This is a genomic window from Haloferax marinisediminis (assembly GCF_009674585.1).
Lineage (GTDB): Archaea > Halobacteriota > Halobacteria > Halobacteriales > Haloferacaceae > Haloferax > Haloferax marinisediminis.
In genome coordinates this window covers 168,008-181,348 of sequence record NZ_WKJP01000005.1, presented here as the reverse complement: position 1 = coordinate 181,348, position 13,341 = coordinate 168,008, and the positions used below count along the sequence as shown (strand labels likewise).

The following is a 13,341-nucleotide window of genomic DNA, read 5'->3' as shown; positions in this document are numbered from 1 at the left end:
CCGACCAAACTGTGCCACTCGACGACATCAAATTGGAACCTGCGTACGACGCTGTCGGGACACACGAAGAGTTGATTCGCTGGTCTCGGGCGTACTGTACTCGGGCCGTCGAACAGTACGGCTTCACCGTCGACGTCGACTCAGTCGAGTGGGAGGTGTCCACCCGCGCGAAGCGGCGCGCAGCAGCAGTGAAAACACCTCAAATCGAACATGCGAAGGTTGGCACGACGATAGACTGGGAGACACAGACACCCGACGAAACCGTCCCGACCTGTACGATGTCACTCTCTTGGCGTGCCTTCGACTCGTTCGGGCGAGACGAGTGGGCCGCGACACTCAGACACGAACTCGTTCACGTCGAACAGTTTCAGGCGTTCGGCGCGACCGACCACGGCCCCGCATTCAAGCGACGCGCGACGGCCGTCGACGCACCGGTCCGCGTCCGCCGATTCACCGACCCAAAATACGTCCTCACCTGTACCGACTGTGGGGACGACGTCGCCTACCGGTATCGAGACTGCAAACTCGTTCGCAATCCGTCGGCATACCGCTCCGCGTGCTGTGAGGCGGACCTCTCGTGTGAGCGACCAGACGACGGGACATAGCCGGTCGTTTCAGCTGAACGAGAGTATTCTGTAACTAGCCATTATCGGGAGTATGCAGTCACCGAACAGATAGATAGTGCAATTTCGAGCGTTTAGAACGGCCGAATCAGAGACAGTTGGAGTTTCTCTCTCTTATTTAGGTTAGATAGTATTACTTTCTTGATACAATTGACAAAGTCGGTACTGTACTACTAAAGAGACAATTTCTGTAGAGTGTCGTGAATCGTCGAACCGCGACCTGTCTCTCTGCAGGGGGAGGGAGTTTATTTATTCCACCCCGACAACCAGCCGAACGAGTAGAGTAGCATGCGACACGTCCCAGGAACCTTCTCGATAGCGGCCCGTGACCCGGACACGAACACCTTCGGCGCAGCAGTGACCACCGGAACAGTCTCCGTGGGCGCAACCTGCCCGTACGTGAGCGCCACCGGCGCAGCAGTGACACAATCGTACACCAAAACAGAACACGGCCGAGACGCCGTCGCCCGTGCCGACGCTGGCGAACGCATCGACGACGCGTTTGCCGACCTTCTCGCGGCCGACGACTACGCTGCCTACCGGCAAGTCCACGGTGTCGGAGTGGACAGCGAGTACGTCTTCACTGGTGACGAATGTGTCCAGTGGGCAGGCCACCGCGTCGGGGACAACTACACCGTCGCAGGGAACATGCTCGCCGGAAGTGACGTCGTGGATGCTACTGCCGACGCCTTCGAGTCCACCGACGGGGACATGGCCGAACAACTGGTTGCAGCACTCGAAGCAGGCGAGGCCGCCGGCGGTGACGACCGAGGAGAGATGAGCGCCGCACTGCTCGTCCATGCACCTACCCCGGAGTTTTTCCACAACCTCCGCGTCGACCTCGCTGACGACCCAGTCGGCGACCTCCGAACGCTACTCGCCGAGGCCCGTCGAGCGAAACCACAGATTCGGTCGGAGACCGAGGAGCTCTTCGAGCACTATCCAGACGAGATTCTCGACTTCGGCGTGAAGTACTGAAGCAGACAAAAATCGACCAGAAAAATAGCGTTGTACACGAGTAGACGTGTAGTGGGTGCCTCTGTTGTGTGGCGGTACGCTGATAGTGAAGGGGTGCCCGTGAGCCTCAGTCCGAATCCGCCGGACTGGTCTCCGCCTGTTTCGACGGCGTGATGAACGAATCGCGTTCACTCATCTCTGCTTCCGACAGGTGACACGAGATGTAGTGGTCGGTGTCGTCCATCGCTTCGAGTCCCGGGTGTTCCTGCTCACAGACGTCGCCAATCTTCTTGGGACAGCGCGTCTGGAAGGGGCATCCCGACGGTGGGTTGATGGGACTCGGAACGCTCCCTTCGAGGAGGATGCGGTCAGTCTGCCGGTTAGGGTTCGCGTGCGGAACCGCCGACAGGAGACTCTCGGTGTAGGGGTGGAACGGCGCCGAGAACACGTCGTCGATGTCCCCGAACTCCGCAATCTTCCCGAGGTACATCACAGCGACGCGGTCACAGATGTGCCGGATGACGCCGATGTTGTGCGAGATGAACAGGTACGAGATGTTCTCGTCTGCCTGAATCTCGTTGAGCAGATTGAGAATCTGCGCTTGGACACTCACGTCGAGCGCCGAGACAGGTTCGTCACAGACGATGAGCTTCGGCTCGACGGCGAGCGCGTGTGCGATGGCGACGCGCTGTTGTTGCCCGCCAGAGAACTCGTGAGGGTACTTGCTCGCTGCTGGCCGCGAGAGGCCGACGCGTTCGAGCAGGTCGCCCACGCGCTCTCGTTTCTCCTCGCCCGTCGCGATGTCGTGTTTCTCCATCGCCCGGCCGATGATTTGTCCCACCGTCTTCCGCGGATTGAGCGAACTCTGTGGGTCCTGGAAGATCATCTGCATCTCGCGGCGCAGACTCCGAACCTCCGAGGAGCCGAGTTCGTGGAGTGGTTGGCCCTCGAAGTAGACTTCGCCCTCTGTTGGTTCGAGGAGTCGGAGCGCAGTGCGGGCCACGGTCGACTTCCCGCACCCGGACTCGCCCACGAGACCGACGGTTTCGCCGGGGTAGACGTCGAAGCTCACGTCGTCGACGGCCTTGACGTACCGACGTTCTATCGTCGGCAGGCCACCGCCCTCGAACGAGAGGTGAACGTTGCCGAAGACGCCTTCGCCCGCGCTGAAGTATTTCTTCAGGTTGCTGACCTCGAACAGCGGTTCGCCGCTGCGGTCGATTTCCGTTCTGCCGACTCCTGCTTCGGGAACCGTACTCTCGGAGAGGTCGAGGTCTTCAGCGTGGATACACGCTGCACGTGACGAGGAGTTATCGACGCTATCGAGTGTCGGGTCACCGCCGGACCGGCACGCATCGGTCGCGTTCGGACAGCGGGGTGCGAAGTTACACCCGCTCGGAAGGTTACCGAGGTCGGGCATCGCACCGTCGAGCGTCGGCAGTTCGTCGTAGTCGGTGTCGACCTCCGGAATCGAGTCGATGAGCGCCCGCGTGTAGGGGTGACGCGGCCTGTCGAACAGGTCCGCGAGTCTCGCCGTCTCGACGAGGTTCCCGGCGTACATCACGCCGACGTGGTCACACGTCTGTGCGACGACGCCGAGGTTGTGCGTAATCATCAGGACGGCCGTCCCTTCGCGCTCTTGCATCTCGTTGAGCAGGTCGAGAATCTTCGCCTGCGTCGTGACGTCGAGCGCGGTGGTCGGTTCGTCCGCAATGATGAGGTCTGGTTCACACGAGAAGCCAATCGCGACGAGGACACGCTGGCGCATCCCGCCGGAGAATTCGTGTGGGTAGTCGTCAATGCGTTCGGCCGCGTCGGGGATACCGACTTCGTCCATCGACTCGATGGCGAGCCGCCGTGCCTCGTCTTTCGAGACGTCTTGGTGGCGCCGAATCGTCTCGATAATCTGCTCACCGACGGTCATCACTGGATTGAGCGACGACATCGGGTCTTGCGGAATCATCGCGATGCGGTTGCCGCGGATGTCGCGCATCTCCGCGTCCGTCTTTTCGAGGAGGTCCTCACCGTCGAAGACCACCTCACCACCGGTGATTCTGCCCGGCGAGTCGATGAGGCGCATTATCGAGCGCGCCGTGACGGACTTCCCTGCGCCCGACTCACCGACGAGACCCATGGTCTCACCGCGGTCGAGCGAGAACGACACTTCGTTCGAGGCGACGATTGGCCCCTCTTCGGTGCGGAACTCTGTTCTGAGTCCGCGAACGTCGAGGAGGGGACCGTCGTCACCCTCGCGGTCGGTCGTCGTCGCGTGTGTGCTCATTCTATCGCCTCCACCTTGGGGTCGAGAACGTCGCGCAGGCCGTCACCGAGCATGTTGAATCCGACGACGGCGATACCGATAGCCAGCGCGGGGAACAGCAGCATCCACGGTGCAGTCTCCATGAAACCGCGGCCCGTGTTAATCATCAGTCCCCACGAGGGCTTCGGTGGCTGTGCACCGAGACCGAGGAACGACAGACTCGCCTCCGCGAGAATGGCGAACGAGATGTTGAGCGACCCCTGCACCAGCATGGGTGCCGTACAGTTCGGGAACACCTCGCTGAAGACGATGCGCGAGTCGCTCTCGCCACGGGCGACGGCCGCCTCGACGTACGCCTCGTTGCGCTCGGCCAGCGCCGCACTCCGCGACACGCGAGCGATGTACGGTGTATAGACGAACGCGAGCGCGATGATGACGTTACTCAACTCCGGACCTAGCACGACGAGCAACGTCAGTGCGAGGAGCACCGGCGGGAACGCCATCGCCGCGTCCATGACGCGCATCAGAATCTCGTCTGTCAACCCCCCGGCGTACCCGGCGACGACACCGATGACGGCACCGACGGCGAGCGCACCGGAGATGGCACCGAAGCCAACGTACAGCGAGATGCGACTTCCCATGACGACGCGGCTGAATATGTCACGTCCGAGGTCGTCGGTTCCGAACGGGTGTTCGACCGACGGGGGCTGTGACCGGTCTTCGATGTTCGTCGCTTCTATCGAGTACGGAGCGATGACGGGCGCGAAGATGGCGACGAGCACGAGCATCACCACGATGGTAAAGCCGAGCATCGCCTTCGTGTTGCTCCGGAACTTCCGGACGAAGCGCGCCATTCGTTCGCGTTGCGACTGCGAGATGAGTGGCTTGCTTTCGTCGGTCTCTTGTTCGGTTGCCATTAGTCGTCACCTCCGTAGCGGATACGCGGGTCGAAGTACGCGTACAGCAAGTCTGCGGCAAAGTTCGAGAACATGTAGATGAGTGCGACCACGACGATACACCCCTGAATGAGGGGGATGTCGCGGCTCTGAATTGCGGTCAACGTCAACCGGCCGATTCCGGGCCAGAAGAACACCTCTTCCAGCACGACGACCCCGCCGAACGCGTAACTGAACTGGAACGCGATGACCGTTATGACGGGGATGACAGCGTTCTTGAGTGCGTGCCGAAGGACGATGACGCGTTGGCTCATCCCCTTCGCACGCGCGAGGTTGATGTACTCCTCGCTCAACACTTCGAGCATCGACGACCGGGTCATCCGCATGATGTACGCGGTGAGTGCGAAGCCCATCGCTCCCGCGGGGAGGACGAGTCGAGTGAGCGACCCGACGAGGTCCTCACTCGGTGAAACATACCCGCCGGTCGGGAAGAGATTGAGCCAAACGGCGAACACCAAGATGAACACCAGCCCCCAGAGGAAGATGGGCATCGAGATGCCGACGAAGGCGAACATCGACGCGGTCACGTCGGGCGCCTCGTTCTGGTTGATTGCGGCGTAGACGCCGAGCGGAATCGACAGCACGACGGCGACGAACGTCGCCGCGACTGCCAGCATCAGCGAACGGGGCAGGCGCTCGGCGATGAGCGCCGACACGGGTTCGCCGAATCGCAGTGATTCGCCCATGTTCCCCTGAAGAAGCCCGAGGACCCAGTCGATGTACTGCACGTACAGCGGGCGGTTGAGTCCCAGTTGAGTTTGGAGCGCTTCGAGCGACTGCTCGGTCGCGTTGGGGCCCAAGATGAGGAGGGCCACGTCACCAGGGAGGATGTTGGTGACGGCGAAGGCGATGAGCGTGACGAAGAACAGCGTCACCGCCATGAAGCCAACGCGCCGGAAGACGTAGTTGTACATCGACATTGTATGAAATTATGTATTGAAATTGTGGGGTCGAACCGGGGTTAGCGGTCGAGCCAGTTGTCGGAGAACTGCAGCGTCGACCCGTCGGGTGCACCGATGTCACCCTTGTACTGCGAGGCTGCACCGTACAGGCTCGGTTGCCACCACAGGAACATGTGACCGGCACGTTCGTCGTGGAGAATCTGCGTCGCCTCGTGGTAGAGCTCCGCGCGCTCGTCTTCGTCGTAGATGGTACGCGCTTCCTCGACGAGTGCGTTGTAGTCCTCGTTCACCCAGTTGGTGAAGAAGAACGCACCGTTGGGGTGCAGGAACTTGTAGAACGACACGTCGGGGTACCACAGTGCGAGGTAGGAACTCGTCGTCGCCTGGAAGTCACGCTTCGAGTAGACGTCCGAGAGCCACGTACTCCACGTGATCTGCTGGATTTCGAGATTGATTCCCACTTCGGCGGCGTCGGCCGCGATGACCTCTGCGGCCTGCACCTGCGTCGGGTAGGACTGCGGAATCTTGAACGTCGCCGTGTAACCGTCAGACATGCCGGCGGCGTCGAGGTGTTCCTGTGCCTTTTCGAGGTCACGTGGACGCGGTTCGACGTCAGGGTTGACCCATGGGCTTCCGGGTGCTGCAGGGGACGCAGTGGTCTCACCGGTGCCGTAGAGAGCCGCTTCGGCGACCTTCTCCTTGTCGATGGCGTAGTCGAGTGCGATGCGGGCGTCCTTGTTGTCGAAAGGTGCCACGTCACAGTTCATTCCCAGGTAGACGAGCGACTTGGGGAACTGCTTCTCGAAGCGCACGTCAGGTGCCTGTTCGACGCGAGAGACGTCCTTCGGCGCGATGCCGTTGATGAAGTCGTACTCGCCGGCGAGGAACGACTGGAGACGGACGCTCGGGTCCGGAATCTCGCTCTTGACGATTTCCTCGATGAACGGGCCGTCCTCGTCGGAGGTCCCCCAGTAGTCCTCGTTGCGAACCATCGTGAACGAGGTCTCGATTTCACGGCTATCGAACTTGTACGGGCCCGTTCCGATGGGAGTCTCGACCATGTCCTTCGCGGCGTTCTCGGCCGGCATGACAGAGAGTTCCGCCGTCGCCATCTTCGCGAGGAAGGGTGCGAAGGGTTCGGTGAGCTGAATCTCGAAGGTGTAGTCGTCGGGGGCGCGGAGTTCCTCGACGAACTCGAAGAATCCCGTGGCGAGGTAGTCGCCGTTCTGAACGCGCTCGTAACTCGCGAGCACGTCTTCGGAGGTCATCTCCTTGCCGTTGTGGAATTTGACACCCTCACGGAGTTCGAACGTCAGGAGCGTGTTGTCGTCCGACTGGTCGAACGACTTCGCGAGATGCGGCTTGATGGAGTAGTCGTCCTGCAGCGCGACGACTTCCTCGTAGATGTTCTCGAGGACGCGCTTCGACGCCGCGGAGGTGTCGATGTGAGGGTCGAGACCCTGAACCGGAACTGCACCGCCCCACTGGAGCGTGCCACCTTGCTTGCCGCCACTTGCCTCGGCCGTTTCGGTGTCGTCGTCGCTGGAACCTCCGCTGCCGCCCGAACTGCCAGAGTCTCCACCGGATTCGCCGCCATCGTCGCTGCCACCGGTACATCCTGCGAGTGCTGCAGCGCCCGTCGTCGCTGCTGCGCCGAGGAAGGTACGGCGGTCGAAACGGCCACGGATCGAACCATCGCCGCTGCTATCGGGAGATTCGGTCCCCTTGTCATTCTCTTGCATATAGAACCCCAAATCCACTAATGTGTGATAAAAATTTTGGTTGCTGCGGTGTATTCGACCATTCCCGGCCAGAACTGTTCAGTGAGAATACATTCCAGCCAATTGTCAAAGAGATGTGGAATTCTGTCCGATTCCAGCACACTTCTCTGGCTCCCCAATCAGCGCCCATTCTTCACGACGAGTCGCCCCTCAATTCGTCGAGGACGGCCCGCCGAGTAACTGCGCACATTTTTCCAGTTCCCAAATATGTAAATAGGGTTAGTTACGACTCGGCCAGTATGCGAGTCAATCAGCAGCGACTCCGCAGTGACATCGAGTCGAACGCGGAGTTCGGTGCCATCCCCACGGGCGAAGGACGTGGGCGGACGGTACTCACTGGGAGTGAAGCGGACCGACGAGCGAGAGAGTTCTTCTGTGAGCGACTTCGAGACGCTGGTCTCTCTATTTACATCGACGAAGTCGGAAACATCGCTGGTCGCTGGGTCCCCGAAAGCGCAGACCCGGATGCAGCACCAGTTGCGACCGGAAGCCACCTCGACTCCGTCCCAGAGGGAGGAATCTTCGATGGTCCACTCGGGGTCTACGCAGGCCTCGAAAGTATCCGAGCGATGCAGGATGCGGGCGTCGAACCCGTTCGACCCGTCGAAGTCGTCAACTTCACCGAAGAAGAGGGGCAGCGGTTCGGTGGTGGGCTCATCGGGTCGGCCGTGGCCGTCGGCGAGATGGACAGCGACGAAGCGCTCTCGATCGAAGATACAGACGGAATCCCCCTCGGCGACGCACTCGCAGACATCGGATATCGAGGCGAAGACCGAATCGACGCCGCCGAGTGGGATTCGTGGATAGAACTTCACATCGAGCAATCGGAGCGACTCGAAGACGCGAACGTCCCCGCTGGAGTCGTTACGAGCATCGTCGGCCTCTCCCGATGTTCCGTCGAGATAACCGGTGAGGCCGACCACGCCGGGTCGACACTCATGGGTGACCGCTCCGATGCCCTCGCCGCAGCCAGCGAATTCGTCCTGGACGTCGAGCAGGCGACGAACGAGCGCACCGAACGCTCCGAAACGGCAGTCGGTACCGTCGGAAAGCTCAACGTGTCGCCGAACGCGCCCAACGTCATCTCGGGGAAGGTGACACTGACAGTCGACATCCGCGACGTCGACTACGACTCCATCGAGTACATCATCGAGGAAGCCCAGGCAAGCCTCGACCGTATCGAAGACGAACGCCCCGTCGAGACGACGCTCGAACATCCGTGGGACCGACAGCCAGTCGAGATGAGTGACCGCTGTCGCGATGCGCTCCACGACGCCGGTGCAGACGCAAATCTCGAAACACTCGACCTCCACTCTGGTGCGGGCCACGACACGATGCACGTCGCAGAAGTCACCGATGCGGCGCTCCTCTTCGCACCGTCACGAGATGGAATCTCTCACAACCCACGCGAGTGGACCGACTGGGAGGACTGCGCCGAGGCGACACAGGTCCTCGCAGGTGCGCTCGCCAAACTGGCGACCGAATAGTCGGATAACTGGCGAAGCTGAACAGTCGAATAGTCTCGGCTCGCTGTCGACACCGCTCACAACCATCTGCTGCCGATTGTCACACGCCACTTTTCTGTTCATTCGCGATTCGACTGTTCGTGAATCGACCGTGTTCGACACACCTGTCTGAACGAGAGGTGTGTGAGTTCGTCGGCCCCGAGAGTGTCCCCACCGAGTCGGAGTGCACGTCGTAACGAGAGCACTCAGAAGGCTTCGTTTACAGAATGAAAACAGAATGCTGTATCGGGAACATGCACCAGTCAGAAGACACAAGCTGCTCGTTTTCACTTCTGTAGGTTTCACTGAGGGCCTGTAGATGACCAAATCAGCGGGTAAGAGGCCACATCGCTGTAGTAAAGAGTTCGTGAAATACAAACAACTATGGTTTCGGGGCGACGACCGAAACTATGACCGACGAACGCACGAACGGTTCGCCGCGGACCCTCAAGACGGTGTCTCGCGCGTTCGACGTAGTTCGGGCGCTCGAAGAGTTAGACGGCGCGAGGGTGACCGAGTTAGCAAATCACCTCGACCTCTCGAAGAGCGTCGTGTACAACTACCTGAGTACGCTCCGTGCGGAGAAGTTCGTCGTCAAAGAAGGCGACACGTATCAACTCTCGCTCCAGTTCCTCCTCGTGGGCGAGTACGTCCGGTACCAGAACATCCTCTACCGTATCGGAAAGCCAGAGATCGAAGAACTCGCCGAGAAGACCGGTGAGTACGCTCATCTGGCCACCGAACAGCACGGCTTGGGTATCAACCTGTACAAGGTGAGCGGTGAGACGGCCGTCGGGAGCGACTATCAGGTGAACAAACTCCAACGAGCAGACTACCTGCACTTCTCGGCGACGGGCAAAGCCATCTTGGCACACCTCCCACGCGAACGCGTCGACTGGATTATCGACCAGTACGGACTTCCGGCAAAGACAGAGGAGACGATAACCGACCGAGACGAACTCTTCGACGAGTTAGAGACGATTCGTGAGTGTGGATACTCACTCAACGACGAAGAGGAAATAAAAGGCCTGCAAGCAATCGGCGCCCCGGTGACGAACCGACACGGCCGCGTGCTCGGGTCTATCAGCGTCTCCGGGCCTGTTCGCCGGATGAAGCAGCCAGAGTACCACGAGAAACTCATCGAGAGCGTCGTCAACACCGCGAACGTCATCGAGGTGAACGTCAATATGGAAGAGTCGGACGACGAGTTCCCGACGTTCAGCTGAACCCCCACCCCGTTACACGCCTACATTCGTAACACCACGTCACTCTGTAGGGACAGTCCAACCCGGTTCACAAACTACGAACCACGCAACAGCTGTTTTCTGTGAGACAAGTACCTCACGGAGTCGACTCTCGCGCGCTCCAGCAGGCAATCGCAGTCTGTCCACCAACGAACGCCTACCGAACGCCCCCGACCTGAGATGATGAGTGACACCGCGTGAAGCAGGACGAAACTGTACGACTCGACATCCACTCGCTCGGCCATCCGAATAAATCGTGTTCTTTGTATTTATTCCGCGTTTCGAACACACAGGATGCAAAATCCCACAAAGGTTGTCGATATCAGAACAAAATACAATCAGCAACAGGGAACTGTGACTCCGAAATTAAATCTCTGTGATTCTCGTGTGTCCGTCGTCGAGGGCAGATGCGTCTTCGGGGAGCAGTGCGACGACGACGTACTCGGCGTGCTCGTGGATGTACTCGACGAGCGCAGCGATTCGCTCGGAGTCGATTGCCTCCAGCGAGTCCAAGAGCATGAACGGAAGTTGTTCAGCCACGTCGTGGACGAGGTAGCCGGCGAGACCGAACACGAGGCCGATGACCTCCCGTTCACTCTCTGAGAGGTGGTCGACGGTGTCTTCGTAGACAGAACCCGACTCGGTCTGCCTGACGATGTGGAGATTGAACTGGCTCTGGTCCTGTGACTGTCCACGCCCGGACGTCTGTCGGCGGACGCGCTCTATCCAGACGCGTTCGATATTTTCGTACTGGAGGATGTCGAGCACCCGTTCCATGTGGTCGTTGAACGCCTCGACGGCGTCGGCCTCGATTCGGTCGATACGGCCGCGAAGTTCCTGAATCTCGTCACCGATTTCCGACCGGCGGCGTTCGTGGTCGGCGAGTTCGTCCTGTCGGTTCTGCGCTTCGTCTAACTGCTCACGGACGCGCTCTCGCTCAGTCTCGAGTCGCTCGCGTTCGAGTTCTGCACGGTTCGCTTTCGAGTGAAGTTCGACCAACTCGTCAGTCTCGTCGTCGACGTCCTCGGCTTTCGCTTCGACCGTCGTAATCTCCTCACGGAGTTCGTCCTGGCGTGATTCGAGGTCGGCGATTCGGTCGAGCGTCTCTTCGCGCTCTGCGACAGTCTGTTCGAGTCGAGAAGAGAGCTCTCGACGGCGACTTCGGCGCTCCTCGATGGTGTCCAGTCGTGCCGAGAGGTCGTCTATCTCTTCGCGTGTTTCTCGTCGGTCGGCAGCGAGGGACGCACGGTAATCTTCGAGGTGCTCGACCGTCGCCTCGATGGTCTCTGCGGAGACTTCGGACCCACACGTCCAACAGACGACGTCGTCACCACCGAGCAGTTGGTCCGTGACGCTGCCACCGGCGTCTTCACTCCGAAGCGCGTTCGTGACACCACGGTTCCCACCGGTGAGCATCGACTCGTTCACGCGGACGATGTTCTGAATCTCGTTCATCTGTGATTCGAGTTCGCGAACACGCTCCCGGCGCTTCGAGAGCTTCGATTCGAGTTCAGACGGGGAGTCGGTGGTCTCGTCCGGGAGTTCGTCCAGTGCCTCACGGATGTCTTCCTCGTCGTCGCGGAGCGCTTCGAGGCTCTGGCGCTCCGTTTCGAGACGGAACCGGACGTTCTCGAGCGTCGAACGCAGGTCGTTGAGTCGGTCGAGGACCTCGTTGTCACCGGTGTCGGTCTGTTCTGTGGACTCGATTTCGGCTTCGAGTGCTTCGAGACGCTCGCGAGCATCGTCGATTTTCGCGTCGAGTTCTGCTTCGCGTTGCTCTAAGTTAGCGATCGTCCGGTCGAGGGAGTCTGCTTCACGCAACCGCTCGTCGAGTTTTCGCCGTTCGGCTTCCAACTGCGTGATTTGGGCTTCGATACCCGTGGTGTCGACGGGCCGCATGATGAGTTCGCGCAGGTCGTCGCCCCGTTCGACGGCCCGGCGTGCCTCGTTCGACTCTAACAAAAATGCGAAGAGGTCGGCGAGTTCGGGGTCAGAGAGATATGGGTCACCCTTCGTGACAGTGTTCGACCCCTTCCGACGAAGGACGCGCGTGAACGTCTCGTCACCGACCGTCAGTGACACCTCACCTTCGTCGGCATCTGCCTTCAGCGACGCCCGGTTGCTCCCGAGCGCGGCCATCAACGCCTGTAAGAACGACGTTCGGTTAGTAGCGTTCCGGCCGACGAGAATCGTAATTCCAGGCTCGAACTCGACGTGAGTCTGTTCGATTCCTCCGATATTACGCGCCTCAACGGTGACGCTGGCAGCGCGACTGGTGATTGTCATGCCTCTCTACAGTGATTGACCACAAATAATTGTTCGTATTCGGTTACACGCGTATCGATGTAATGGAAACCGTTATCCCTGTGGTATGCATGTTCTCGACACATGCCAGACGACCGACCGAATCCGACGAACTCGAAGGTCGGACGCCTCATCGAGTCGTATGGGTTGAACGGACTCGGTGAGGAGTTAGAAGACCGGTGGACCGACGACGAGGATGCAGATAGTCTGCGGACCCTCGCCGACGTGTTCAACCACGAACTCCTCAAGACTGCGGCGACAGACGCTGGTCTCGACTTGCTCGACGGTGAAGTCAAGACGTTCTACGACGCGTTAGTCGAAGACGACGCGACTGGTGCCGAACGAACTCGTGCACGTGGTCGCCTCGAACGGGCCGGTATCGACGTCGACGGCCTGCAAGACGACTTCGTCTCTCATCAGGCCGTCCACACCTATCTCACCTCGTATCGCGGTGCCTCCAAAGAACGCAAACGGAGTGACCCGACCGAACGAGTCCAGCGACTCCGTGGGCGACTCGCCGCGGTGACAGAGAGTGCCATCGAGTCGGCCGCAAACCAAGACGAAATCGTCGTCGGGTCTCCCGACGTGCTCGTCGACGTACAGGTGTTCTGTGCCGACTGTGGAAGCCAGTACAGCTTCGACGAACTAGTCGAACGTGGCGGGTGCGACTGCCAGCAGTAAGGTACAAAGTGCACAAGATAGAGGGTGCAGAGATGTTCGTCGCTCTCCTCTGTGGCAGGGGAATCAGTATGAATACCCATCCACAGAAATATCGGTTATTTCGTAGTACTATGCCTCCATAAACCCTT

Annotated in this window: 10 protein-coding genes; 5 read left to right on the top strand and 5 right to left on the bottom strand. The window is 60.0% G+C overall.

From position 1 onward, the window contains the following. The first annotated feature begins 11 nt into the window (after nt 1-11). Together GJR98_RS16615 and GJR98_RS16610 are read left to right on the top strand one after the other, a co-directional pair. A complete protein-coding gene (locus GJR98_RS16615; RefSeq protein ID WP_151139859.1) occupies nt 12-605 on the top strand; it encodes a SprT-like domain-containing protein in 594 nt (197 codons plus the stop codon). A gap of 306 nt (nt 606-911) precedes the next feature. Beyond that, complete coding sequence (locus GJR98_RS16610) at nt 912-1,601, top strand: DUF1028 domain-containing protein (protein ID WP_151139858.1); 690 nt, start codon at nt 912-914, stop codon at nt 1,599-1,601. A 106-nt stretch (nt 1,602-1,707) separates the two neighbouring features. Here the strand turns inward: GJR98_RS16610 and GJR98_RS16605 are convergent, their stop codons facing one another. From GJR98_RS16605 to GJR98_RS16590, 4 genes are read right to left on the bottom strand one after another with little or no spacing between them, the layout of a single operon-like run. Then, nucleotides 1,708-3,861 (bottom strand): ABC transporter ATP-binding protein, encoded by a 2,154-nt coding sequence (locus tag GJR98_RS16605; RefSeq protein ID WP_151139857.1) that lies wholly within the window; start codon nt 3,859-3,861, stop codon nt 1,708-1,710. Continuing rightward, a complete protein-coding gene (locus tag GJR98_RS16600) occupies nt 3,858-4,757 on the bottom strand; it encodes an ABC transporter permease (RefSeq protein WP_151139856.1) in 900 nt (299 codons plus the stop codon). The genes GJR98_RS16605 and GJR98_RS16600 overlap by 4 nt, the downstream gene beginning before the upstream one ends. Continuing rightward, on the bottom strand, nt 4,757-5,716 hold the full coding sequence (locus GJR98_RS16595) for an ABC transporter permease (protein WP_151139855.1): 960 nt from the start codon (nt 5,714-5,716) through the stop codon (nt 4,757-4,759). The genes GJR98_RS16600 and GJR98_RS16595 overlap by 1 nt, the downstream gene beginning before the upstream one ends. A gap of 41 nt (nt 5,717-5,757) precedes the next feature. Further along, nucleotides 5,758-7,440, bottom strand: a complete 1,683-nt coding sequence (locus tag GJR98_RS16590; RefSeq protein WP_151139854.1) for an ABC transporter substrate-binding protein — start codon at nt 7,438-7,440, stop codon at nt 5,758-5,760. 278 nt (nt 7,441-7,718) lie between these two features. On the opposite strand from GJR98_RS16590, the gene GJR98_RS16585 reads away from it, so the two are divergent. Together GJR98_RS16585 and GJR98_RS16580 are read left to right on the top strand one after the other, a co-directional pair. Continuing rightward, nucleotides 7,719-8,966: a Zn-dependent hydrolase gene (locus GJR98_RS16585; protein ID WP_151139853.1), complete on the top strand. Its 1,248-nt coding sequence runs from the start codon at nt 7,719-7,721 to the stop codon at nt 8,964-8,966. Nucleotides 8,967-9,394: 428 nt separating this feature from the next. Beyond that, entirely contained in the window at nt 9,395-10,210 is an 816-nt protein-coding gene (locus tag GJR98_RS16580) for an IclR family transcriptional regulator (protein ID WP_151139852.1), read from the top strand. A 384-nt stretch (nt 10,211-10,594) separates the two neighbouring features. On the opposite strand, the gene GJR98_RS16575 is transcribed toward GJR98_RS16580, so the two are convergent. Continuing rightward, on the bottom strand, nt 10,595-12,514 hold the full coding sequence (locus GJR98_RS16575) for an archaea-specific SMC-related protein (protein WP_151139851.1): 1,920 nt from the start codon (nt 12,512-12,514) through the stop codon (nt 10,595-10,597). A gap of 102 nt (nt 12,515-12,616) precedes the next feature. Between GJR98_RS16575 and rdfA the strand changes: the two genes are divergently transcribed. Beyond that, complete coding sequence (gene rdfA, locus GJR98_RS16570; RefSeq protein ID WP_151139850.1) at nt 12,617-13,213, top strand: rod-determining factor RdfA; 597 nt, start codon at nt 12,617-12,619, stop codon at nt 13,211-13,213. The last annotated feature ends 128 nt before the right edge of the window (nt 13,214-13,341 follow it).

Bases quoted from the DNA above. Each gene is read 5' to 3' on its own strand.
- GJR98_RS16610 (WP_151139858.1), top strand. From the start codon at position 912: ATGCGACACGTCCCAGGAACCTTCTCGATAGCGGCCCGTGACCCGGAC.
- GJR98_RS16605 (WP_151139857.1), bottom strand. From the start codon at position 3,861: ATGAGCACACACGCGACGACGACCGACCGCGAGGGTGACGACGGTCCC.
- GJR98_RS16600 (WP_151139856.1), bottom strand. From the start codon at position 4,757: ATGGCAACCGAACAAGAGACCGACGAAAGCAAGCCACTCATCTCGCAG.
- GJR98_RS16595 (WP_151139855.1), bottom strand. From the start codon at position 5,716: ATGTCGATGTACAACTACGTCTTCCGGCGCGTTGGCTTCATGGCGGTG.
- GJR98_RS16590 (WP_151139854.1), bottom strand. From the start codon at position 7,440: ATGCAAGAGAATGACAAGGGGACCGAATCTCCCGATAGCAGCGGCGAT.
- GJR98_RS16585 (WP_151139853.1), top strand. From the start codon at position 7,719: ATGCGAGTCAATCAGCAGCGACTCCGCAGTGACATCGAGTCGAACGCG.
- GJR98_RS16580 (WP_151139852.1), top strand. From the start codon at position 9,395: ATGACCGACGAACGCACGAACGGTTCGCCGCGGACCCTCAAGACGGTG.
- GJR98_RS16575 (WP_151139851.1), bottom strand. From the start codon at position 12,514: ATGACAATCACCAGTCGCGCTGCCAGCGTCACCGTTGAGGCGCGTAAT.
- rdfA (WP_151139850.1), top strand. From the start codon at position 12,617: ATGCCAGACGACCGACCGAATCCGACGAACTCGAAGGTCGGACGCCTC.